Genomic DNA, 21602 nt, shown 5'->3' with positions numbered 1-21602 from the left:
CGTGGCGCATCTTCGTATTAACTCTGTTCTGGCGTTGCTGCTGTTACTGATGGCAATAGCAGCGGCGTTGCCGTTTATCAGTTACGCACCTAACCGATTAGTTTCTGGTGAAGGTCGACAACTCTGGCAGTTGTGGCCGCAAACCATCTGGATGCTGGTGGGCGTTGGTTGCGCATGGCTGACTGCTTGTTTCGTTCCCGGAAGAAAAGGCAGCATTTTTGCTTTTCTCCTCGCGCAACTGGTGTTTATTTTGCTGGTATGGGGGGCAGGAAAAGCCGCGACGCAACTGGCGCAAAGTGGTAGCGCCCTGGCGCGTACCAGCCTCGGCAGTGGCTTCTGGCTGGCTGCGGCGTTGGCGCTGCTGGCCTGTAGCGATGCTATCCGGCGAATTTCCACGCATCCGCTATGGCGCTGGTTGCTGCATATTCAGATCGCCATTATTCCGTTGTGGTTACTGTTCTCTGGCACGCTTAACGATCTTTCGTTAATGAAAGAGTATGCCAACCGTCAGGATGTATTCGATGATGCACTGGCTCAACATCTGGCACTGCTGTTTGGTTCGGTACTGCCTGCGCTGGTTATCGGCGTACCATTGGGCGTCTGGTGCTACTTTTCCACCGCGCGGCAGGGGGCGATTTTTTCTTTACTCAATGTCATTCAGACCGTGCCTTCGGTGGCGCTGTTTGGTTTGTTGATCGCACCGCTTGCCGGACTGGCCGCTACCTTTCCGTGGCTGGGGACGCTCGGCATAGCAGGAACAGGCATGACGCCAGCATTGATTGCCCTGGTGCTCTATGCCTTGTTGCCGCTGGTGCGCGGCGTGGTAGTGGGCTTGAACCAGATCCCGCGCGATGTGCTGGAAAGCGCCAGAGCAATGGGCATGAGCGGGGGGCAGCGATTCCTTCATGTCCAGTTACCTCTGGCGCTGCCGGTATTTCTGCGCAGTCTGCGGGTGGTAATGGTGCAGACCGTCGGTATGGCGGTGATTGCGGCGTTAATTGGCGCGGGCGGTTTTGGTGCGCTGGTTTTTCAGGGACTGTTAAGCAGTGCCATTGATTTAGTGTTGCTGGGGGTGATCCCGGTGATTGTACTGGCGGTGCTGATCGACGCGCTGTTCGATTTGGTTATCGCACTGCTGAAGGTGAAAAGTCATGATTGAATTTAGCCATGTCAGCAAACAGTTCGGCACGCAAAAGGCCGTTAACGATCTCAATCTCAATTTTCAGGAGGGGAGCTTTTCGGTGCTGATTGGCACGTCAGGCTCCGGTAAATCAACCACTCTGAAGATGATCAACCGCCTGGTGGAGCACGACAGTGGCGTGATCCGTTTTGCCGGAGAAGAGATTCGTTCGCTGCCAGTGCTGGAGCTGCGCCGCCGAATGGGCTACGCCATTCAGTCGATAGGTTTATTTCCCCACTGGAGCGTGGCGCAAAATATCGCCACCGTACCGCAATTACAAAAATGGTCGCGGGCGCGAATTGACGATCGTATCGACGAATTAATGGCGCTACTGGGGCTGGAGGCAAATTTACGCGAGCGTTATCCGCATCAGCTTTCCGGCGGTCAGCAGCAGCGCGTGGGGGTTGCCCGTGCACTGGCTGCCGATCCACAAGTCTTGCTGATGGACGAACCGTTTGGCGCACTGGATCCGGTAACGCGCGGCGCGTTGCAACAAGAGATGACGCGCATTCACCGTTTGCTGGGGCGCACCATTGTGCTGGTGACTCACGATATCGATGAGGCGCTGCGCCTGGCGGAGCATCTGGTGCTGATGGATCATGGTGAAGTGGTGCAGCAGGGCAATCCGCTGGCGATGCTTACCCGTCCGGCGAATGATTTTGTGCGCCAGTTTTTTGGTCACAGCGAGCTGGGCGTGCGCCTGTTATCGTTACGCAGTGTGACCGATTATGTGCGCCGCAACGAACGTGCTGAAGGTGAGGCGCTGGCAGAAGAGATGACGCTACGTGATGCACTCTCATTGTTTGTCGCCCGTGGCTGTGAAGTGCTGCCGGTGGTTAACGCTCAAGGCCAACCTTGCGGCACACTGCATTTTCAGGATCTGCTGATGGAGGCGTAATCGCATGAAAATAGTGCGCGATCCGCTTTTCTGGTTGATTGCCCTGTTTGTGGCGCTGATTTTCTGGCTGCCATACAGCCAGCCGCTGTTCGGTGCCTTATTCCCACAACTGCCGCGGCCTGTTTATCAGCAAGAAAGTTTTGCTTCCCTGGCGCTGGCCCATTTCTGGCTGGTGGGGATCTCAAGTTTGTTTGCCGTGGCTATTGGCGTCGGTGCAGGAATTGCGGTCACTCGCGCGTGGGGCGCGGAGTTTCGCCCGATGGTGGAAAACATAGCCGCCGTTGGGCAGACTTTTCCACCCGTAGCGGTACTGGCGATTGCCGTTCCGGTGATGGGGTTTGGTCTGCAGCCAGCGATTATTGCGCTGATCCTTTATGGTGTATTGCCCATCTTACAGGCGACACTTGCCGGACTGGGAGCGATTGATGATAGCGTGACAGACGTTGCCAAAGGTATGGGAATGAGCCGGAGTCAGCGATTGCGTAAAGTGGAGTTACCGTTGGCCGCACCAGTGATTCTGGCTGGCGTGCGGACTTCGGTGATTATCAACATTGGCACGGCGACCATCGCCTCAACGGTCGGGGCCAGCACGCTGGGAACGCCGATCATCATCGGACTTAGCGGATTTAATACCGCTTATGTCATTCAGGGGGCGTTGCTGGTGGCACTGGCGGCGATCATCGTAGACCGCCTGTTTGAACGGCTGGTGCAGCGACTTAGCCAGCACGCAAAATAAAGGTATAACCTGCGAGCATGACGCCACCGATACCGCCTAACGCCATCAACAGGAACAGGGTGATAACCCCAATTTTAGCTATGCGCATAATGCACTCCTTATGTTAACGAAAGGATTGTACAGTAAAGCGCATTTGTTAACGAATCATTAAATGCCAAGCGGAAAAATATCATGTCCTTGCTCTTGCCAGTGGGTAAGTTGCTGCTGCTGGGCGGGAGACTGGTTGTCACCGCACCATACCAATAATGTTCGGCCTTCGAACAGTTCCGGGCGTAGCTGATTGAGCGAGTGAGCGAGAACATCAATACGCCATCCCTGTTGGCTGGCGATCCAGCCTTCCAGCCACAGGCGGGTGGTGTCCTGAATATTCCAGCCGACGACCAGCGCATCTTTGCCCTGTTTTTTACGTGCCGAGGCCAGACAAATGGCGATGTAGTTGATCAACACGCCATCAAGGATCGCCAGCAACGTCTGGAGGGTTGGCTGCTGACACTGAAGCCGTCGGCGCAGGGGAATAAACAGATGTGTGGTGAGGGTCTGAGCGGGATAATCCTGACCGCGCTCTTTGATCCACATTCGCAGACTTTGCAGATTGCCGCTTTGCAGGTAATTAAGCAGAGTTTCTTGCTGATCGCGCCAGCCGTTCTGCACATCAACATTTTCATTACTGAGTAGCATTTTGACTTTGCTCACCTGCACGCCGTTGTCGATCCAGCGTTTGATCTCCCGGATCCGGTCGATATCCGCATCGTTGAACAGGCGATGACCGCCGTCGGTCCGCTGTGGTTTCAGCAATCCGTAACGTCTCTGCCACGCGCGTAACGTGACAGGATTGATATCACAAAGCAACGCCACTTCACCAATTGTGTAAAGCGCCATCCATCCTACCACCCTTGCTCGCGAGGTCCCGGTTTAACTTTAGACGTAGTTTTGCGAACCAGGTAGTTTTGCCCGTTTTTTGTTCATCTTCAGGGTGATTTTGTTTTTGCCAGATTGTTTTGAGTGATCGTAATCACGAATTCTCATTTTTCTGCAAGAGTTCAAAGAAAGTTAAACGCAGGCAATGTATGTTACGCATGTTTAAGGGATCTGTGGTTTGCGGGTATGTACGATTTTAATCTGGTGTTGCTGCTGCTTCAGCAGATGTGCGTTTTTCTGGTTATCGCGTGGTTAATGAGTAAAACGCCATTATTCATACCATTAATGCAGGTCACGGTTCGTCTGCCGCATAAATTTCTCTGCTATATCGTCTTTTCCATCTTCTGCATCATGGGCACCTGGTTCGGGCTGCACATTGACGATTCTATTGCCAACACCCGGGCGATTGGCGCGGTGATGGGCGGCTTACTGGGCGGCCCGGTGGTGGGCGGGCTGGTTGGTCTGACCGGCGGGTTACATCGTTACTCGATGGGAGGCATGACCGCGCTGAGTTGCATGATCTCGACCATCGTCGAAGGTTTGCTCGGGGGGCTGGTACACAGCATCCTGATCCGTCGCGGGCGCACCGATAAAGTCTTTAATCCGATTACCGCAGGTGCTGTTACATTCGTCGCGGAAATGGTGCAGATGCTGATTATTCTGGCGATTGCCCGACCTTATGAAGACGCCGTGCGTCTGGTGAGTAATATCGCTGCGCCGATGATGGTAACCAACACCGTGGGCGCGGCGCTGTTTATGCGCATTTTGCTTGATAAGCGCGCGATGTTTGAAAAATACACTTCGGCTTTTTCTGCCACGGCGCTGAAAGTGGCAGCCTCGACAGAAGGGATTTTGCGCCAGGGCTTTAATGAAGTGAACAGCATGAAAGTGGCGCAAGTGCTCTATAAAGAGCTGGATATTGGGGCGGTGGCGATTACCGATCGTGAGAAACTGCTGGCGTTTACCGGAATTGGCGATGATCACCATCTGCCCGGTAAGCCAATCTCTTCTACGTACACCTTAAAAGCGATAGAAACCGGCGAAGTGGTGTACGCCGACGGCAACGAAGTGCCTTACCGTTGTTCTCTGCACCCGCAGTGCAAGTTAGGTTCAACGCTGGTTATTCCATTGCGTGGCGAAAATCAGCGGGTGGTGGGAACCATCAAATTGTATGAAGCGAAAAACCGCCTGTTCAGTTCGATCAACCGCACGCTGGGTGAGGGGATCGCACAACTCCTTTCGGCGCAGATCCTCGCCGGGCAGTATGAGCGGCAAAAAGCGATGCTTACGCAGTCGGAAATCAAGCTGTTACACGCCCAGGTGAATCCCCATTTCCTGTTCAATGCGCTTAATACCATTAAAGCGGTGATCCGCCGCGACAGTGAGCAGGCCAGTCAACTGGTGCAGTATCTTTCTACTTTTTTCCGCAAAAACTTAAAGCGGCCTTCGGAGTTTGTTACTCTCGCTGACGAGATTGAACATGTGAACGCTTATCTGCAAATTGAAAAGGCGCGTTTTCAGTCGCGCTTGCAGGTCAATATTTCTATTCCGGAGGAATTATCCCAGCAGCAGTTGCCCGCGTTTACCCTACAACCGATAGTCGAAAACGCCATTAAACATGGGACATCGCAACTACTGGATACCGGGAGAGTGGCAATTAGCGCGCGCCGTGAAGGGCAACATTTAATGCTGGAGATCGAAGATAATGCCGGTTTGTATCAACCGGTAACCAATGCCAGCGGGCTGGGGATGAATCTGGTGGATAAGCGTTTACGTGAACGGTTTGGCGATGACTATGGGATCAGCGTCGCCTGTGAGCCTGATAGTTACACCCGAATAACGTTACGACTGCCATGGAGGGATGAGGCATGATTAGAGTCTTAATTGTCGATGATGAACCGTTAGCACGGGAAAACCTGCGCGTATTTTTGCAAGAGCAGAGCGATATTGAAATCGTCGGTGAGTGTTCAAACGCCGTGGAAGGGATTGGCGCGGTGCATAAACTGCGCCCGGATGTGCTGTTTCTCGATATCCAGATGCCGCGCATCAGTGGTCTGGAAATGGTGGGGATGCTCGACCCGGAACATCGTCCATATATCGTTTTTCTGACTGCGTTTGATGAATACGCCATTAAAGCCTTTGAAGAACATGCTTTTGATTATCTACTGAAGCCGATTGATGAAGCGCGGCTGGAGAAATCCCTGACCCGCCTGCGTCAGGAACGCAGCAAGCAGGATGTTTCCTTGTTGTCGGAGAATCAGCAAGGACTGAAATTTATCCCTTGTACCGGTCACAGCCGTATTTATTTGCTGCAAATGAAAGATGTGGCATTTGTCAGCAGTCGGATGAGCGGTGTTTACGTCACCAGTCACGAAGGTAAAGAGGGCTTCACTGAACTGACTTTACGCACCCTGGAGAGTCGTACGCCGCTACTGCGTTGTCATCGGCAGTATCTGGTTAACCTCGCGCATTTGCAAGAGATTCGTCTGGAGGATAACGGCCAGGCGGAGTTGATTTTGCGTAATGGCTTAACCGTTCCGGTCAGCCGTCGTTATCTGAAAAGTTTAAAAGAGGCGATTGGCCTGTAAAAGACTGCTAAAATGGCTTTTTGCCTCATCAACACCTGAAGGCCTCATGCTAAGTAACGATATTCTGCGCAGCGTGCGCTACATTTTAAAAGCCAATAATAACGACCTGGTGCGTATTCTCGCGCTGAGCAATGTTGAAGCTACCGCCGATCAGATCGCTATCTGGCTGCGTAAAGAAGACGAAGAGGGATTTCAACGTTGCCCGGACATTATTTTGTCTTCATTCCTGAATGGCCTGATTTATGAAAAACGCGGCAGGGATGAGTCTGCACCGGCACTGGAGCCGGAACGTCGTATTAATAACAACATTGTGCTGAAAAAATTGCGCATCGCGTTTTCGCTGAAAACCGATGACATTCTGGCGATCCTCACCGAACAGCAGTTCCGTGTTTCCATGCCGGAAATTACTGCAATGATGCGCGCACCGGATCATAAAAACTTCCGCGAATGCGGTGATCAATTCTTGCGTTATTTTCTGCGAGGGCTGGCAGCGCGCCAGCATGTGAAGAAAAGCTAAGACGGATATGGCGGCCATGTAAGAACATGGCCGCCGACAGATTATTTCACTTCTTTAAAGCCTGCGGCTTTCATCACCAGTTCCATTTGCGCCATAGTGATGCCTTTTTTGGCATCTTCAGCAGAAATGTTGATGCCAGAAATACCCTGCAGGGCTTTAAAATCAACTTTCTCCATATCGATAGTTACGTTTTCCTGTGCGTAAGTGTCTGTAAAAGTTAATTTTTCTTCAACGCCAGCAATGTTTTTATATTTTGCGCTTAACGGCTCAAGCGTTTTAGCTGCATCTTCTTTGTTAGCCGCACCGATGGATGCGAACTGAATTTTAGTTTCTGAAGATTGCTTAAGTACCTTGTCGCCTTTGTAGACATAGGTAATGGCAATTTCAGTACCGTTCAGATTGGCACTAAATTTCTTTGATTCTTCTTTGTCACCACAGCCAGCGAGAGAGAAAACCAGAACAGATGCAACAACGAGGGAAAACAGCTTGTTGAAAGCCTTCATGTAAAACTCCATTTTATCAAGATCAGAAAACTGGTGACTCTCACCAGGGCGCTATAGAATATTCTTTATACCTCGTCTTGAGCAGTCCGGAAATGGAGTAGAACTCTTAATAAAAAGCATTTTTCCCCCCTTGTTGCTCAAGCATCAGTAACAACTGTTCGCAGAGTAAAACGCAGTTGTTTAATGTTTCACCCAGAGCCTCTCCCTCTGTAGTACGCAATTGATTCAACAAATGTGCCAGCCGGTAAAAGCCCGCCCCGGTCAACTCATTTACCAGCAAGCCGACCTGACTGATGACACTTTGCCCCTGATAGCGCCAGCCGTTATGTAGCACCTGAATTAATAATGACTGGCAGCGCATCAACAACTGAGGAGCGGTGGACGGCACAGGAAGAACGCTGGCGGAAGGTAGCGGTGCCACAGACGCAGTTTCTGCATCCAGCGCCCAGGCGCGAGATTGCGTCATCATCACCCGTGGCTCCAGCGTTAACTGTCCTTCGGTAAAACTGACGAATCCAGAAACCAGACACACGGGATCATCTTGCTGGCGTAACAGGGACGCCATGCGTTCAACGGCAAAGGGTGAGCTGGCAGAGGCTGGCAGTGATAACGTCAGCACATTATCTTCGCCTTCGCCACTGATTACCTGCGCATCCAGTGTCTGGCGGCTGCTGTCCCAGCCAAGTGAAATACACTCAGCCACAGGCAGAATAAATAAATTATCCACCTGATTAAGCGGGCGAACGGAGACTGGCGGGCGCAGGCGTAAGTATTCCCGTAACGCTACGATTCCCGGCTGGCGCAGCGGCGCACTCAGCATTTGCCACGCATCCGGAGACAGTGGAACGACGCTGCTTAAGCGGTTGCGCGTACCTAACAACAGCTCACCTTCGGCACTGCGTTTCGCTGCTTGTGAGACGATTTGCCCTCCCGCCAGCGCCCCTGCCTGAAAGGTAAATAGCCGACGCGTTGCCGCAGGCGCGTTTTCCTGTTCACTTCTCGGCCAACTGCGTGAAAGGTGTAAAATACTACCGGTGTCGGGGTCGGTGAACCAGATCCGTAAACCATACTGTTGGAAGTCTTGCCAGCTACGCATACCTAATGACACCAGCCGCAGATGATCCAGTTTTGCTTCTCCGGCAATCCCTGCGCCAACGACCGTGCGCCACGGCATGGGCGGTACTTCACCGACACAGTCACGTCGTACCATCTCTTGTGCACTGGCTAACCGACTGTTTAATGCTGCAAGCTGGCGCAAACATTCTCCTGCGTGATAGTGGCTGGCGCGGGCGTGGAACGCATCAACGCTGGCACGCAGTTGCCGTAGCGATTCACTTACCCATCGCCAGTTGCAGGCTTCTGCCGCTTGCCGGGCGCGGCTGAATGCTGCCTCGTAATGAATTAACGGCTGGCTGATCCCCCCCAGCCATAACGCGTAACTTAATTGCTGGACATATTTACGACAGGCTTTGCCCTCATCGCTGGCAAATGGATCGTCATTTGATGCGATTTGTTCGCTGCGCATCTGCCAGAGCAAATGAGAAAATTCTGCCTGCTGTGCTTTGGCCTGGACGAATGCCTGCACTGCCAGTACCACGTGTTCGCACAGCGTTCCTTCAATGCAATCACAACGGGCGAAACGAATACTGCTGCGGGAATAAAAACGCACATCGCTCATCGGTAAGCGGGCAGAGGGAATTTCGCCTGGCGCGCAGAACAGTTCAATAGTTATACCTTTGGCGACCAGGGATTGTGCGCGTTTGTGCGTGGCAGTGGGCAGGGTAGTCAGTTCTTCCAGCCAGATTGCCGGGGGCCATTCCTCTGCTTTTTCCGTGGGCTGAGGGGTAGCACAAAGTCGCTGATAACTTAACACCAACATCACGCGATGGCGGCACATGCCGCTGGCCCCGCAGCTACACTGGGCCTCTTTCAGAGCCTGACCGTTTGCCAGTTGGCAGCGTGTACCGTCACTGAAAGTGGCGATCAGTGTGCCGCTCTCATGGCTAATTTCTGGGATATTGCCATTTTCCAGTTCTTTAAGGCTGCGCTTAACAAAACCGGCATTACTTAACGCTGTCAGTGCCTGTGGCGTCAGTTCTAATAATTCCGGGCGTAGTGAATTCATGACTGAAGATTCTCCGCCAGCCAGGAAGCCAGTTCACCCGGCGTCATGGCAGCTATTTGTGCACCGACATTGACCAATGCCTGGGCCATATCCCGGTCATAACAGGGGGTTGCTGTGCTGTCGAGCGCCGCCAGCCCCAGCACCTTGATGCCGCTTTGAACACACTGCTTCACCTGGTGGATGAGTGATGACGATGTTCCGCCTTCATAAAAATCGCTTACCAGAACAATCACGCTTTTACCTGGTTGTTCAATAAGTTGACGGGCGTACTCCACTGCACTGGCGATATGCGTTCCACCGCCCAGTTGCACTTTCATTAATAACTCTACCGGGTCGGCAACGTCGGCAGTGAGATCTACGACGCTGGTATCAAATGCCACCAGATGGGTGCGAATGCCGGGTAATTGCCATAAACAGGCCGCCATCACTGCTGAGTGGATCACTGAATCAACCATCGAGCCGCTTTGATCGACCAGTAAAACCAGTTGCCATTGTTCACTATGGCGCTTAATGCGACTGTTAAAGCGGGGTGATTCGATATACAACTTGCCGCGTTTGGGGTCCCAGTGCTGCAGGTTGGCCCGCAGGGTACTTTTGAAATCGAAATTGCGCGCCCGGGGAATATGCGAGCGGCGACGGCGGTCACGCACACCAGAAAAAGCCTGACGAACTTCTTTGGCCAGCCGCGCCATAATTTCTTCAACAACCTGGTGCACTATCTTGCGAGCGGCTGCCAGCACCTCGGGATTCATCAGATGTTTAGTGTGCAATACGGCGCGTAGCAGGCTTTCGGAAGGTTGCATACGTTCCAGCACTTCAATATTTGTCACCACATCTTCTATGCCGTAGCGCAGCACGGCGTCGCTTTCCAGTCGCTCAATTACCTGCTGTGGGAAGAGCGTGTGAATATCATTGATCCACTCGGGCGTTGTGAGAGTTGAACTGCCCAGCCCTCCGTGCCGTTCACCGCGTTGAATGCGCTCAGGATCGCGCCCGTATAGCCACTCCAGGGCGTGGTCTATCCGTCGGGCGTTGCCATCAAGACCGCAAAGGGTAGTTTCAGCCGCTTCACCAAGAATCAATCGCCAGCGCTGTAGCTCACGGGTAGTCAGAAGGTCGTTCAGTTCAGACATGGAAAACTCCCCAGTGTTGCAGTGACGCCAGTGCCTGCTGTTCCAGTTGTTGATGATGAGCAATGGTTTGCGGTGGACAATGTAACGGCATTTGCAGTGCCGGGACGGGGAGCTGCGCCAGTTGGTAATGCTCAAGTACCTGATGCGCCAGCGCCCCGCGTTCTCGAGGCGGTAGCCAGGCCATCGCTGCACGTAAATCGGGCAGAGCGTTAATAAAATCGGCGTCGCTAAGTTGATTCAAATGAGTGCTGAAACCGGCGATAAATGCAGGCTGAGAAGCCAGTTGATGGCGAGCCAGCGCCAGCAAACCATGTAGGGCTTCGCCTGACTCAGTCGGGGATAATTGCGCCAGCATATCCAGTGCGCTTTCGGCACTGGCGTTGGGATGTTCCAGACGCATCAGCGCACCGAGAGCCGCGCCGCGATCCAGCGCCGGGGCATGAATCGCCTGACTGCGGCGCTCCAGTAAGGCCAGGGCGGCGGAAAGCGAAACACCTGGCAGTTGAATGCCACAATGGAGATCGCGCAGGATATGGCACAGCGCCTGCCAGCTATGCAAATGGGCGTGAAATTCTTTTTCGTCCGGCCTGCCGTTGGATTCACATAACCACAACGTTCGATCTATCGCCGCACACAGTGTGGTTTGCAGTATTAGCGCCCCTTGCATACCGCCAGTCTCATCCAGACGCCACAAGGCATAAAGCACTTCCAGCGCCTGGCCCATTTCGGCAAACTGATTTTCCTGGGCGATTAATAATGTGAGTTGCTCCAGTAATTGCTGACTGAAGGACTCCAGACCAGCTAACGCCGCCTGGCTAAGACATGTGGTGATGTTGCCGATTCCTCCTGCGTCCAGCATATCGGCTTCTAATTTATTGCGTGCGGCTTCCAGGAGTGTGGCACCAAAGCAGGCGGCCTCAATCAATGCCGCATGTTGGCTAAGCGGCAGGGTTAATTTCCATTGTTCTTCACCGTTACCCGCAAGCGTCAGTGTACTTCCCTGCTGGCGCACTATCCCCGGGATCTCCAGTATCGTCAGCCGATGCAACACCTGACTTTGTACCAGCCCGCAGGGGGTAAAGCGATTTAACGCCAGGTTGGACGGAAGAGTGATTTCGGTACGTTCCAGTTCAGACGTGACATCTTTTGGCAGCGGCGGTTGTGGCGTGGAGGGGGCTAGTTTACCGAATCTGGCACCCGCTAATGTGTCTATCAACGTTAGCAGAATTGGATCGGTATCGGGATGAATGACCCCGCGATAGCTCCACGGCAACGGCGCGTTTAATGCCTCTTTAATAAGCGATCCGGCTAATGCATCCAGCCAGTCACTGCGTAGCGGCAATCTGTGACCGCGCAATTGTGCCAGTGCCATCGCATGTAGATGCGCGGCCGCCATATCAGCGGTAGATGCGGGTAAGTGGTGCTGGCGCAAACGGGTAAGAATCGTTTTAAGTAACAGCTCACCTGCGCGTTGCAAACCAAATTTCCAGCACCAGTTTTGCCAGACCGGAGCAGGCATTCCTGAAAGGTATCCCGCCAGCACATCAAGGCGCTTTTCACTGTATGGCGTGAGATAACAACCGGTCACTGCATCCGGTAATGAGGGTAGCCTGGGTTTTCTCTCTTCCTGAGAATATTTGCGCCACAATTTTTCCAGTGCAGGGGCATGCCAGCCACCGCAGACGACTAATACATTGCCGTTGTTTTGCTGCATCGCCCAGGTAATCCAGCGGGCCATAAAGGCTTCGCGCTGGCGATTTACCGAATCACCCGCATCATTACCACGAAGTTGCACAAAGTATTGCGCCAGAGCGGATTGAAGTGTGGACTGCTGGCTTTCATCTTCGAACAGGTGATCCCACAGGGTATCGCTGTTATCCATACTGGTAGCGAGTAGCAGTAAGGCCTGATGGTCATTAGCCGCAACAGGTTCATCTTCATCTTCATCTTCTTCACTCTGTGCCCAGCAAGGTAAATCGATAAACCAGGTTTGTGCCTGGATGCTGCGGGCAGCATGTAGCGCCTGCCACTCAGGTGAAAACTCGGCAAATGGGGTCCAGGCACCGCGCCCTGGGGCAACACCGTCCTGATACTGACAATAACTGTATATGGCTACCGGAAGCTGGTGGACTAAAAACAGTTCATCTACCCGGTCATTAAAATCGGCCGGTCCTTCAATCAACACGTATCGCGGTTGCTTGCTTTCAATTAGCGATTTCACCAGACGGGCGCAGGCCGGACTATGGTGCCGGATGCCGACAATTAACGGCTCACTCATGCATCTTTCCTCACGGCAGGCGGTGGCGAGCCTGGTAATAAGCCTGCCAGTGAGCTTCTTTGTGTGTGGCAACGCGCTGTTCAAAGTAACGGCGCAGACGAGCGCGATCTTCTTCGTTGTCTTTGACGATGGTGCCAGCAATACAGTCCACCAGATCGGCAGGTTCACCCGCGCGATTTGCTAAAAACCAGGCGCGGACGCCCACGGCGTGCGCTACGTTAACGGCTTCGGCGGTGGACATAATGGCCGTCAGGGTATCCATTGACGTTTTCTTCTCACCGTTGGCCCGCAGATCGCGGAACGTGCGTACCAGCAGCTCCAGTACTGCGTCAGGCACCCTATGCGGAATGCCACTATGGGCCAGTAAACGCGCTGACGCACTGGCGACCAGTTCCAGTTCCTGGGCGAAATCCATAATCGGAAAGACGGTTTCAAAATCGAAGCGACGCTTGAGCGCGGCGCTCATTTCATTGACGCCGCGATCGCGGGTATTGGCGGTGGCAATAATGTTAAAGCCTTCGCGAGCATAAAGCTGGCTTTCTTCACCGGCCAGTTCCGGCACCGTCATCACCCGATCAGAAAGCATGCCTAACAGACAGTCCTGCACTTCCAGCGGTGTACGCGTTATCTCTTCAAAACGGACGATTTTGCCATCGCGCATGCCTTGATAAAGCGGAGCCGGGACAAGCGCTTCTGTTGACGGACCGTGGTTGATAAGCAGAGCGTAGTTCCAGCCGTACTTGATTTGGTCTTCGGTGGTTGATGCGCCGCCCTGAATGGTTAAACCGGCATCGCCGCTAATGGCCGTTGCGAGCAATTCAGAAAGGAGAGATTTGGCCGTACCCGGTTCCCCGACCAGCATTAAACCGCGCCCGGTGGCGAGAGTCACTAACATGCGTTCAATAGCAGAAGGGCTTATTACGACTTTACGGCTGATGTTTTTCGTCTCATCACCAAGAATAAAAGCACGCGCTGCAGGCAAACTTAACTGCCAACCGGGCGGGCAAGGTGCGTTATCATTTTGTTTTAATTTTGCCAGTTCATCGGCGTATAACACAGCAGCAGGCGGACGCTGCAGAAGATTATTCTGCGTTGACATATATTCATCCCTGAAATGTATTAATAAAATAAACGGTATTTTACGCGCAATAAATGTTTAACGCATTAATTGATTGAGTGGAAAATATCAGGAAAGCAGAGCACAGTAAATAAAAGAACCTGCTGGTGAGGCAGGTTCTTTTATTTACTGCTTTGACGCTAAGTTACTGATTATGCAATATTTCGCACCAACGAATAAATTATAATCATATCCACACTCCATTGCAATTCAGTGAATGATATTTATAATCCTGCCCGTTGGGAGGTTGTGCCGGATCGGACCAATTTTAAGTCCTGGCTGCCGAACGGGTGGTGCCGCAGGCGGTGCCCTGATCCGGAGAGCAACGTTTCGTACCAACATACGTAAACCAGTATCGACAGGCAGTGTAAGGGTAAGGTGCTGGTGTTGCGCTCCTTAATAAGGAGAGCGGATGGACACGCTGACACAAAAGTTAACCGTGCTTATTGCCGTACTGGAGTTATTAGTGGTTCTGTTACGGTTGATTGATTTGTTGAAGTAACGGGAAAATTGAAACGCATCTAAGGGGGAATACCGCTTCCTCCTTTAATAAACTATTATTCTATTTACTGGTTGAATATATTCTATAGTTCACCATTAAAAAATTCCATTATAGTTTCTGGTGATTTACCTCGTAATTTTCGCTCATCAATAAACTCATCTCTTATATAAATCAACGCATCATTTATTAGCGGGTCTGCATCTTCTTGTTCACGTTGGTTAAATATTGGACGTAGCCGGAATCGTTCCAGTCGATAGACCGTTCCAGTAAATAATTTAGCGTATTTATGAATTTCAAGTCGGAAGGAAAAGGGTTCTTCAGGATCAATAATCTGATAGTCGTAAATAGCGACCAGTTCACTTTGCACGATCATGGATTTTCTCAGTTGTCAGACAGCGGGCAGTTCTGTTACTACCCGCTGTGTGTTAGTGGAAAATGACGTCTGGAGTACTTAACGCCTCACTCAAATCAAACACATCGAGTTCAGCAAAAGTGACAGATTGATTGTCACGATACACTCGAAGAGAACGGAAGCCCATTAGCGCTTTGCTATCAACATTGTAGTGGTTAAAACCGGGTGAAAACTTAAGGACCAGCCGGTTCTCGCCCAGGTCATAGACAAATGCGTCCTCATAGCCTGACTCCCAGCCTTTGTAGCGCATTCCCATCAGTTGCCCAACGGTAGCGGATTTACCTTCCCAGCGAGTCAGGCTGTTACTGGTTGACTCGTCAGGTGTGAGCAGTACCGTGCGCCGCGCCAACTGGCGAAAAGGCGGCATAATTTCGTAGTCGGCAAAAAGTTGTTCAAATTCACCACGCATTTCTGCTGACATTTCTAACGGATGCGCAATGCCAATCAGAGCGTCCGCAGGCAGGTCAATTGGCTCATCTTGTGCATTGCAGAATTCCCCCTCTGCGGCCACACGAAAGGCGTTGAGTAAATGTCGCGGTTCATTTGCCAGATAAACGCCCCATATCAGTCGCTGGGTAACCAGGCGAGTAAATGGATGATTAACAAAGAGAGAATGAAAATCTGCCAGCGGCCAGCGTCGGGTGGTGCGCAGGGCAGTTTCAAGACGCGGGAGCAGGTTTTTGCTCACCTGAGTGGCATCTTTTTTTAGCCCTTTTAATCGGGCCAGTGCCTCGGGCGCTTTCAGTTGATCGTCATCGGCTCGCAACCGTGGAACACTTTTCTGGCGAACGTTTTGCTGATCGTAGACAACTGGGTTGAGGTTTTCATCGAAGCGAACGGTAAACAGCCGTGGACCAAAATCAAAAATCAACGCCTGCGGGTCATCAAGGCCCAGTGTTGGGACTAATCTGTCCGCTAACTCTTCCTCGCTTAACCCGCGATTTTCTGCGACCAACTGGAGATACTCCACCGCATTTTCACGTAAAGGGCGCGATTTCGCGCGTTGCGAAATATGGTGCAGTTGTATCAGCGCCATATCATTATTCATCAGGGTAAGTATGTTCAGGCCACTGACAGCACGGGCAGATTTTCCTTCCTGTGGCCAGGTGAGGATCTGCGTCGCCAGATCCCGTGCCGTGCTTTCGTCGCCAAAGAGACTTAACGCCAGAAATGCCCAGTTGTCTTTTGCGGGGGCTCCAGCCTGTTGCCAGGCGGTAAACAGATCCCAGGCAAAAGCGGCCAGCGTTTGCGGTTGACAGAACGTTTTCAATTGTTCCAGCCCGCTATAAAAACGCCCACCCTGAGTAAAGCGCAGCATTTCGCCAATAATTTCCAGAGCATCATCGGTAACAAGCTGATTATTATTGATAAGCCGTGGCCTGCGCCACATTGTCGGATGCCAGAAATCAGGGGCTTTCGGAATGCGTGGTGGGTAAATTTCCAGTGGCTTCTGTATAAGCAATTGCTCCAGGGCAGGCCACACATCAGCACGCTGCCAGCGGTTTGCCACGGTTTGCAGTAATTCGCCATGTCCTTGTTCATACAGTAAACGCAGGGCAAGTAATGCGGCTTCGCGGTTGTCGCCGGGCTTAGTAAAGACGAGAGGAATAAGTGCGGTAGCCGTATGTTCTGGCCATTGTAAAATCCATCGGCGTGCCAGATCACGCTGAGTGGCAAAGCGGTGCCAGACGCGGGCAACGGGCAGCGCCAGTTCTGTTGCGCCGAAATTTAAAATTAACGGAAATGTTTCTTTTGGACGATGTGAAAAAGCCAACAACAGACCGGGTAATGCATCCAAACCGAGGATGCTGAGAAAATAGTTTTCACCCGCGAACAGATGCTTTTTCTCATTGATACGCAGCCAGAAAGTCACTGCCATCTCACGCGGAAGCAGTGCCAATAAATACAGATTCCAGACACTCTTTTCCTGATGATAAGGCGAATGATTGTCCTTTTCCCAGATGTCAATTAACGTTTCAACGTCGCCGCTGCGAAGCGCCTGTTCTGCTGATTTTGCTTCCGGAGAATGCCAGCCATTGTAGATTTCCTCGACTCTGCCCTGGTAGTAATGCCACTGAAGCACTAATGATTCGCGCGCCGCATCCAGTTTGCCGGGCAGTATATAATTCAGGAACAGCCATACATCATCCCCAAAACCCAGCTCCTGTAGTACAACCCGACTACTTTTTCGTTCCATGCGTTCCGCAAGTGATTCCGTGCTGAAATAACGGGCAGACTCTGTGGTGGCAAGCCTCTCTTGCTCGCCCGGTTGCCAGTAAACTTGTGACGTTAATTCGAGCGGAACCAAATCAAGACGTGGTTGCGGCGATTTTTTCTTACTACGCCACGGAGGTGAAACCAAAATTTCAGGCAGAGCACTGCTATCAGGGCTATCAATGGCAGATTTCGGCGGCACGGATAAAAAACTATTCAGCACGGTTTGTGCTTTTGTACTTAGCCTGGGCTTCACTTCATCTGCCAGTTGTGGCTGCGATGTAATCAATGTTTGCAACAGATTACGCCAGTATTGATCACGTGCTTTTTGCTGTGCGGGCAGTTTTTTGTCTTCAATAATCGGATAACCGGGGCGAGCAGGTGGTGCTTCCAGCGCGATAAGTTCTGCCAGTGCAGTGAGCGTTGCATGGGGGAAATTTTTACTGTATTTGGCAACACGCTGCAGGCTGGGTTTATTTTTATCAGCCACCAGTAGCAAGATGCGGATGACCAGCGGGTGGTTTATTTGTACCAGCAGGCTGCCACAGTCTTCTTTATGAGCATACATCGCCAGGCGGGGAACGGCTGCAATTCCCTGTTCGCGTAAAAGGGCCGCGCAGGCAGCGTAACCGAAGTGGTTTTCATGCGACATATAACTGGCTTCACGATCGCTAAATACGTCCAGGCTCCAGTATCGTTCGAGTTTTTTTACCGCCGTATTATCAGTAGCAACGACCTTTAACCACTCCTTTGAGTAAAAACTCGTTGATGGGCTTTCAAGGCTGGCAAGCTCATTCGCTATATCTGGTTTTTCCGGAAGCAGCAGCGCAATAAAAGGGCGGCGAACTATGGGGATCTCTGGCAGTGCGGCAATGAGTTTGTCGGCACAACGCTGCCAGCAATTTTCCTCTGCCAGTGAAAGATGTTTACGCAGACGAAAATCGAAATTGCTATAAGTCTCTGAGCGATAGCCATAGCCCGTATTCTCGTTCGGTGTCATTAAACACACTGTTGATGGATCAGCATGATAACTCTGTACAATGAACTGACGCGCTATCACCACATCCGTCGCATATTCCAGCCCATATTTTTGCACGATTTCATCAAGTAACTGCTGGCTATCATTTTTCTCGATACAGATCAGAGCCGCCATTGTAAAGGCTGGGATTGACGGTTTATTCTCACCAATCAAATTGATCGCCTGCTGGATGGCGGACTGCCACTCCAGTGAACATTTATCGTAATGCCAGGTGATATTTTGCTTCTTGCCTGCTTGTTGTAGTAATTCATCTCCTAATGTCTGAATGAGACTTTCAGTGACAGCGGGCACCGGTTCGCCCGACCAGCGGCGATGGCTTAGTGGCGTTTTGCCTTTTTTAAATTTCAGTTCCAGTTGCGCGTTGTCCGCCAGCCACAGTAATTCCTTGTTCATGTTCTTTCCTTATTCAAACAGTGCTTCGATGTCGTTAATCAACTCGCTGGCGGTGATGGCATCGAGCACGGAGAACAGTGCTTCCTGTGCAGAATTTCTTCCCCAGCCATAACTCTCTGCTTTTCCATCCCATAACCATAATTTGCTTAAGAGTTGCTCAGAGCTGAGTTCGACTGGCGACATGCCTACAGCAAAACCTTCATCGATTTCCATGATTAACGACCAGCGGCCCAGAGGTTTGATCATCCAGCCGATCCAGCCTGCATCCTGCGGTTCGCCACGCAACCAGCCTTTATTTGCCAGCCCCATCATCCGACCGCTCGGGCATTTTCTGCCTGTCCAGCGGGTCAGTTCGCTGGCATTGCGTTCGGCTTCTGTCAGGGTGTAACTGTTACGATCAAGCTGGCGGAATGGCGGTAACAGTTCGTAGTCGGCAAAAAGCTGACCAAAAGCGGCGACATCCGTCGGTGATATTTCCAGAACGTGAGGGATACCAATCGCTATATCACCTTCTGGGAGAGTGAAGAGATCATCGTCAGCGGTGCTGTAGCTGTTATCTTCCGCCACGCGGAAACAGGCCTGCAACTGGTTGTCGGTGTTATACGCGCCCCAAATCAGGCGACGGGTTAGGTGGCGAACCAGCGGATGCTCAACCAGGAAGAGTTGAAAGTTTTCCGCTGCCCAGCGGCGGCGCAGGCACATGGCTGATTCCAGCCTTGCTACCTGTTGAGCGGCGACGGTACGGGCATCTTTTTTCAGCAGTTTAAAGCGGTTAACGGCATCGGCAGCCAGCGTTTTATCATCGCTTTTGTTCGGTTTGGGCAGGTCTTTCAGGCGGCTGCCAGACGCATCGCGCACAAACGGTTTTAGGGTTTCATCAAAGCTGACGGTGAACTGACGCGAGCCGAAATCCAGCAGCAGGGAGCCGTTATCATCCAGCCCCAAATCCGGGGCTAACCGGTCTTCAAGTTCTGCTACTGTCAGTTCGCGGCTTTCGGCAATGCTGGCAATTTTTTCTTTTGCCCGCTCCTGCAATGCTTTGAATTTCAGCTTCTGGGCGATACCGTTAAGTTGCATCAGGGCAATGTCACTGCCGATAGCGGCGAGAATATCCAGCCCGACGGTGGCGCGTTTATGCTGGGATTCGCCAGGCCAGACGCGAATAAGCGGCGTTAGTTTGCGGGCGGTGTCATCGTTACCGAGAACACCTAACGCACTGAATGCCCAACTCTCTTTCGACGGCGCGCCAGCAGTCTGCCAGGCGATAAACAGATCCCAGGCAAATTCAGCCAGTGAGTCTGGGGTACAGGCATCTTTCACCTGTAATAATCCCGGATACAGTGCTTCTTCCTGAGGGAAGCGAAGCATTTCACCGAGGTGGAGGAGGGCGTTATCTGGTAATATCTTGCTACTATTTTTTAGTACCGGGCGTGTCCATAACGAAGGTTGATAAAATAGCGGTAAAGAGGGAATTTTCGCCGGGTATTTAGCCAAAGGACTGTTGTCGTCATTTTTATTTCGAACCACCCACGGCGGCGAGACTAACACCGTTGGCAGAATTTCTGAGTTTGCGAAATCTTCATCGCGACTATTCAGCAATTGTTGGCATTGATGTACTAATTTCGCAGCTTGTGACGATAGCCATTGGCCTAATTTTTCGACCAATAAAGGATTTGCATTAAGTAGTGAAACCAGCAAAGTATGTTTACGTTGATCGTTATTTTTTATTAATGCTTCGGCTAATGCCGCTATTGTGGCAGAAGGAAAACTTTCGGCACTTTTTATCAGTCGGTCATAACAACGTTTATTATAATCTGCGGCGTCTATAAGTCCCGTAACAGCCAGCGGATGATTGATACATTTTAGTACGTCACCGCAATTATCTTCGCCAGCATAGGGAAGCAGGCGAGTAAGAGCCTTGATGCCTTGTTCTCGCAGTACAGTGGCAGACCAACTTCTTCCAAATACATTAGTATCCTGATATGGCTCTAATATTTCCAGTATTTGTGGATCTGTCGCTACAAGTTTTAACATTTCCAGTTGTGGAATGTTCATCACTTGATGCAACTGGCGTGCGATATCATGAGCCACTTCGGGTATTTCTGGTATTAAAATAGCAATTAACGGCTGGCGATAGAGTGATATATGCGGCAACGCAACGAGTAATTTGGCAATGCAATTTTGCCAGACTTCCTCTTCAGCCAGCGATAAATGTTTACGCAGACGTAAACTAAAGTTGTCTCTATTCCTTCTATAGTTATCCTGGCTGTAATCTGAATTATTAATAAAGAAGGTCAAATGTTCCTTTTTATAATCAAAATCGAAATCAATTTGCCACCAGTAGATGACAGTTTCAGTTGCGTATTCAATACCGAAGGTGCTTACAATTTCATCCAACAACTCGGATGAGGTTTCATCATTCCAGCTTTGACAAAAACAAATTTCCAGTAAGGTAAGTACAGCCATAGTACGTGCAGACATCTCAGGCTTTCGTGCATTAATTAAGCTGATTGCCTGACTGATGGCATTACTCCATTCATCGGAGCATGAGCTGTAATCGAAAGTCAGATTCTTATAATAGTTGTAGGTTCGATTTGCCAGCCGAGAAATTAAATTTTGTTTCTCAGGTTGGGTTGGTTTTTTTACCGGATCTCCCGGCCAAAGGCGGTGGCTGAGAGCATAGCGAGCAATATTTGGGGGAAGAATAATGGGATCGTTGTCTGCTAACCAGGGAAAATTGTTCGCCGCTACCTGATGATCATTTATGGTGTCTTCCTGTTTTTTCGCTGCGACAGATTCTTTTTTCACTGACACCGCTGTTAATTTAGCATTTGTCTCCGCTTGTTCCACATATCCCTTTTTTGTTTTCTCCGCAATCAGTTTCAGCTCTGCCTTTTCCGCCGCCGCAGCGTCCGCAAAGTTTTTGACCTGGCTTTGCCCGTTGGTGCCGACCTTACCCCAACTGATATGCAACTCGTTGCCTTGCTGCTCAACCGCCCAGAATTTATGTGATTTTTCGTCCTGATAAATATAGGTTTTCATTGCAAAG

The 21602-nt window shown here is 51.2% G+C and carries 15 protein-coding genes and 2 pseudogenes; 6 read left to right on the top strand and 11 right to left on the bottom strand.

Annotation, left to right across the window (positions count from 1 at the left end):
• The first annotated feature begins 1 nt into the window (after nt 1).
• The 3 genes from C7B16_RS05685 to C7B16_RS05675 are packed head-to-tail and all read left to right on the top strand — an operon-like array spanning nt 2 to nt 2814.
• Nucleotides 2-1159, top strand: coding sequence for an ABC transporter permease (locus C7B16_RS05685; protein WP_016248960.1), 1158 nt, complete (start codon nt 2-4; stop codon nt 1157-1159).
• Nucleotides 1152-2078, top strand: coding sequence for a glycine betaine ABC transporter ATP binding protein YehX (yehX, locus tag C7B16_RS05680; RefSeq protein WP_000569388.1), 927 nt, complete (start codon nt 1152-1154; stop codon nt 2076-2078). The genes C7B16_RS05685 and yehX overlap by 8 nt, the downstream gene beginning before the upstream one ends.
• Before the next feature lie 4 nt (nt 2079-2082).
• A complete protein-coding gene (locus tag C7B16_RS05675; RefSeq protein WP_001516698.1) occupies nt 2083-2814 on the top strand; it encodes an ABC transporter permease in 732 nt (243 codons plus the stop codon).
• Here C7B16_RS05675 and C7B16_RS05670 read toward each other — a convergent pair.
• Together C7B16_RS05670 and mlrA are read right to left on the bottom strand one after the other, a co-directional pair.
• A complete protein-coding gene (locus C7B16_RS05670) occupies nt 2795-2902 on the bottom strand; it encodes a protein YohO (protein WP_001216965.1) in 108 nt (35 codons plus the stop codon). The two genes, C7B16_RS05675 and C7B16_RS05670, sit on opposite strands and share 20 nt — an antisense overlap.
• A 59-nt stretch (nt 2903-2961) precedes the next feature.
• A complete protein-coding gene (mlrA, locus tag C7B16_RS05665; protein ID WP_001240391.1) occupies nt 2962-3693 on the bottom strand; it encodes an HTH-type transcriptional regulator MlrA in 732 nt (243 codons plus the stop codon).
• A 225-nt stretch (nt 3694-3918) separates the two neighbouring features.
• Between mlrA and btsS the strand changes: the two genes are divergently transcribed.
• The 3 genes from btsS to C7B16_RS05650 are packed head-to-tail and all read left to right on the top strand — an operon-like array spanning nt 3919 to nt 6837.
• Complete coding sequence (gene btsS, locus C7B16_RS05660) at nt 3919-5604, top strand: two-component regulatory system sensor histidine kinase BtsS (protein WP_001516697.1); 1686 nt, start codon at nt 3919-3921, stop codon at nt 5602-5604.
• A complete protein-coding gene (gene btsR, locus C7B16_RS05655) occupies nt 5601-6320 on the top strand; it encodes a two-component system response regulator BtsR (protein ID WP_001516696.1) in 720 nt (239 codons plus the stop codon). Before btsS ends, btsR begins: the two co-directional genes overlap by 4 nt.
• Before the next feature lie 46 nt (nt 6321-6366).
• Nucleotides 6367-6837 carry a DUF1456 family protein gene (locus C7B16_RS05650; RefSeq protein ID WP_001516694.1) on the top strand — a complete coding sequence of 157 codons (471 nt, stop codon included), beginning with the start codon at nt 6367-6369 and terminating at the stop codon, nt 6835-6837.
• A 41-nt stretch (nt 6838-6878) separates the two neighbouring features.
• Here the strand turns inward: C7B16_RS05650 and C7B16_RS05645 are convergent, their stop codons facing one another.
• From C7B16_RS05645 to C7B16_RS25775, 9 genes and pseudogenes are all read right to left on the bottom strand, one after another.
• On the bottom strand, nt 6879-7340 hold the full coding sequence (locus C7B16_RS05645; protein WP_001516693.1) for a YehR family lipoprotein: 462 nt from the start codon (nt 7338-7340) through the stop codon (nt 6879-6881).
• Nucleotides 7341-7446: 106 nt separating this feature from the next.
• Entirely contained in the window at nt 7447-9465 is a 2019-nt protein-coding gene (locus C7B16_RS05640; protein WP_107179470.1) for an SWIM zinc finger family protein, read from the bottom strand.
• The gene (locus C7B16_RS05635) at nt 9462-10598 is read right to left on the bottom strand and encodes a vWA domain-containing protein (protein WP_107179469.1); all 1137 of its coding nucleotides are present in this window, start codon (nt 10596-10598) and stop codon (nt 9462-9464) included. The genes C7B16_RS05640 and C7B16_RS05635 overlap by 4 nt, the downstream gene beginning before the upstream one ends.
• Nucleotides 10591-12876, bottom strand: coding sequence for a DUF5682 family protein (locus C7B16_RS05630; RefSeq protein ID WP_107179468.1), 2286 nt, complete (start codon nt 12874-12876; stop codon nt 10591-10593). Before C7B16_RS05630 ends, C7B16_RS05635 begins: the two co-directional genes overlap by 8 nt.
• A 10-nt stretch (nt 12877-12886) precedes the next feature.
• Nucleotides 12887-13975: an ATP-binding protein gene (locus tag C7B16_RS05625; RefSeq protein WP_000107245.1), complete on the bottom strand. Its 1089-nt coding sequence runs from the start codon at nt 13973-13975 to the stop codon at nt 12887-12889.
• A 602-nt stretch (nt 13976-14577) separates the two neighbouring features.
• A complete protein-coding gene (locus tag C7B16_RS05620; RefSeq protein WP_107179467.1) occupies nt 14578-14868 on the bottom strand; it encodes a hypothetical protein in 291 nt (96 codons plus the stop codon).
• Between the two features lie 52 nt (nt 14869-14920).
• A complete protein-coding gene (yehI, locus tag C7B16_RS05615; RefSeq protein ID WP_107179466.1) occupies nt 14921-18553 on the bottom strand; it encodes a DUF4132 domain-containing protein YehI in 3633 nt (1210 codons plus the stop codon).
• Between the two features lie 9 nt (nt 18554-18562).
• Nucleotides 18563-20050: pseudogene (locus C7B16_RS25780) on the bottom strand (DUF4132 domain-containing protein); the annotation flags it as partial.
• Between the two features lie 1337 nt (nt 20051-21387).
• Nucleotides 21388-21595, bottom strand: a pseudogene (locus C7B16_RS25775) (WGR domain-containing protein); the annotation flags it as partial.
• Between the last annotated feature and the right edge of the window lie 7 nt (nt 21596-21602).

This window comes from Escherichia sp. 20412-1 (assembly GCF_003027595.1).
Taxonomy (GTDB): domain Bacteria; phylum Pseudomonadota; class Gammaproteobacteria; order Enterobacterales; family Enterobacteriaceae; genus Escherichia; species Escherichia marmotae.
The sequence above is the reverse complement of the archived record's forward strand: the minus strand, read 5'-3'. Positions and strand labels throughout refer to the sequence as shown.

Excerpts from the sequence above, each read along its gene's own strand:
- yehX (WP_000569388.1), top strand. The coding sequence starts at position 1,152 with ATGATTGAATTTAGCCATGTCAGCAAACAGTTCGGCACGCAAAAGGCC.
- C7B16_RS05675 (WP_001516698.1), top strand. The coding sequence starts at position 2,083 with ATGAAAATAGTGCGCGATCCGCTTTTCTGGTTGATTGCCCTGTTTGTG.
- C7B16_RS05670 (WP_001216965.1), bottom strand. The coding sequence starts at position 2,902 with ATGCGCATAGCTAAAATTGGGGTTATCACCCTGTTCCTGTTGATGGCG.
- mlrA (WP_001240391.1), bottom strand. The coding sequence starts at position 3,693 with ATGGCGCTTTACACAATTGGTGAAGTGGCGTTGCTTTGTGATATCAAT.
- btsS (WP_001516697.1), top strand. The coding sequence starts at position 3,919 with ATGTACGATTTTAATCTGGTGTTGCTGCTGCTTCAGCAGATGTGCGTT.
- btsR (WP_001516696.1), top strand. The coding sequence starts at position 5,601 with ATGATTAGAGTCTTAATTGTCGATGATGAACCGTTAGCACGGGAAAAC.
- C7B16_RS05650 (WP_001516694.1), top strand. The coding sequence starts at position 6,367 with ATGCTAAGTAACGATATTCTGCGCAGCGTGCGCTACATTTTAAAAGCC.
- C7B16_RS05645 (WP_001516693.1), bottom strand. The coding sequence starts at position 7,340 with ATGAAGGCTTTCAACAAGCTGTTTTCCCTCGTTGTTGCATCTGTTCTG.
- C7B16_RS05640 (WP_107179470.1), bottom strand. The coding sequence starts at position 9,465 with ATGAATTCACTACGCCCGGAATTATTAGAACTGACGCCACAGGCACTG.
- C7B16_RS05635 (WP_107179469.1), bottom strand. The coding sequence starts at position 10,598 with ATGTCTGAACTGAACGACCTTCTGACTACCCGTGAGCTACAGCGCTGG.
- C7B16_RS05630 (WP_107179468.1), bottom strand. The coding sequence starts at position 12,876 with ATGAGTGAGCCGTTAATTGTCGGCATCCGGCACCATAGTCCGGCCTGC.
- C7B16_RS05625 (WP_000107245.1), bottom strand. The coding sequence starts at position 13,975 with ATGTCAACGCAGAATAATCTTCTGCAGCGTCCGCCTGCTGCTGTGTTA.
- C7B16_RS05620 (WP_107179467.1), bottom strand. The coding sequence starts at position 14,868 with ATGATCGTGCAAAGTGAACTGGTCGCTATTTACGACTATCAGATTATT.
- yehI (WP_107179466.1), bottom strand. The coding sequence starts at position 18,553 with ATGAACAAGGAATTACTGTGGCTGGCGGACAACGCGCAACTGGAACTG.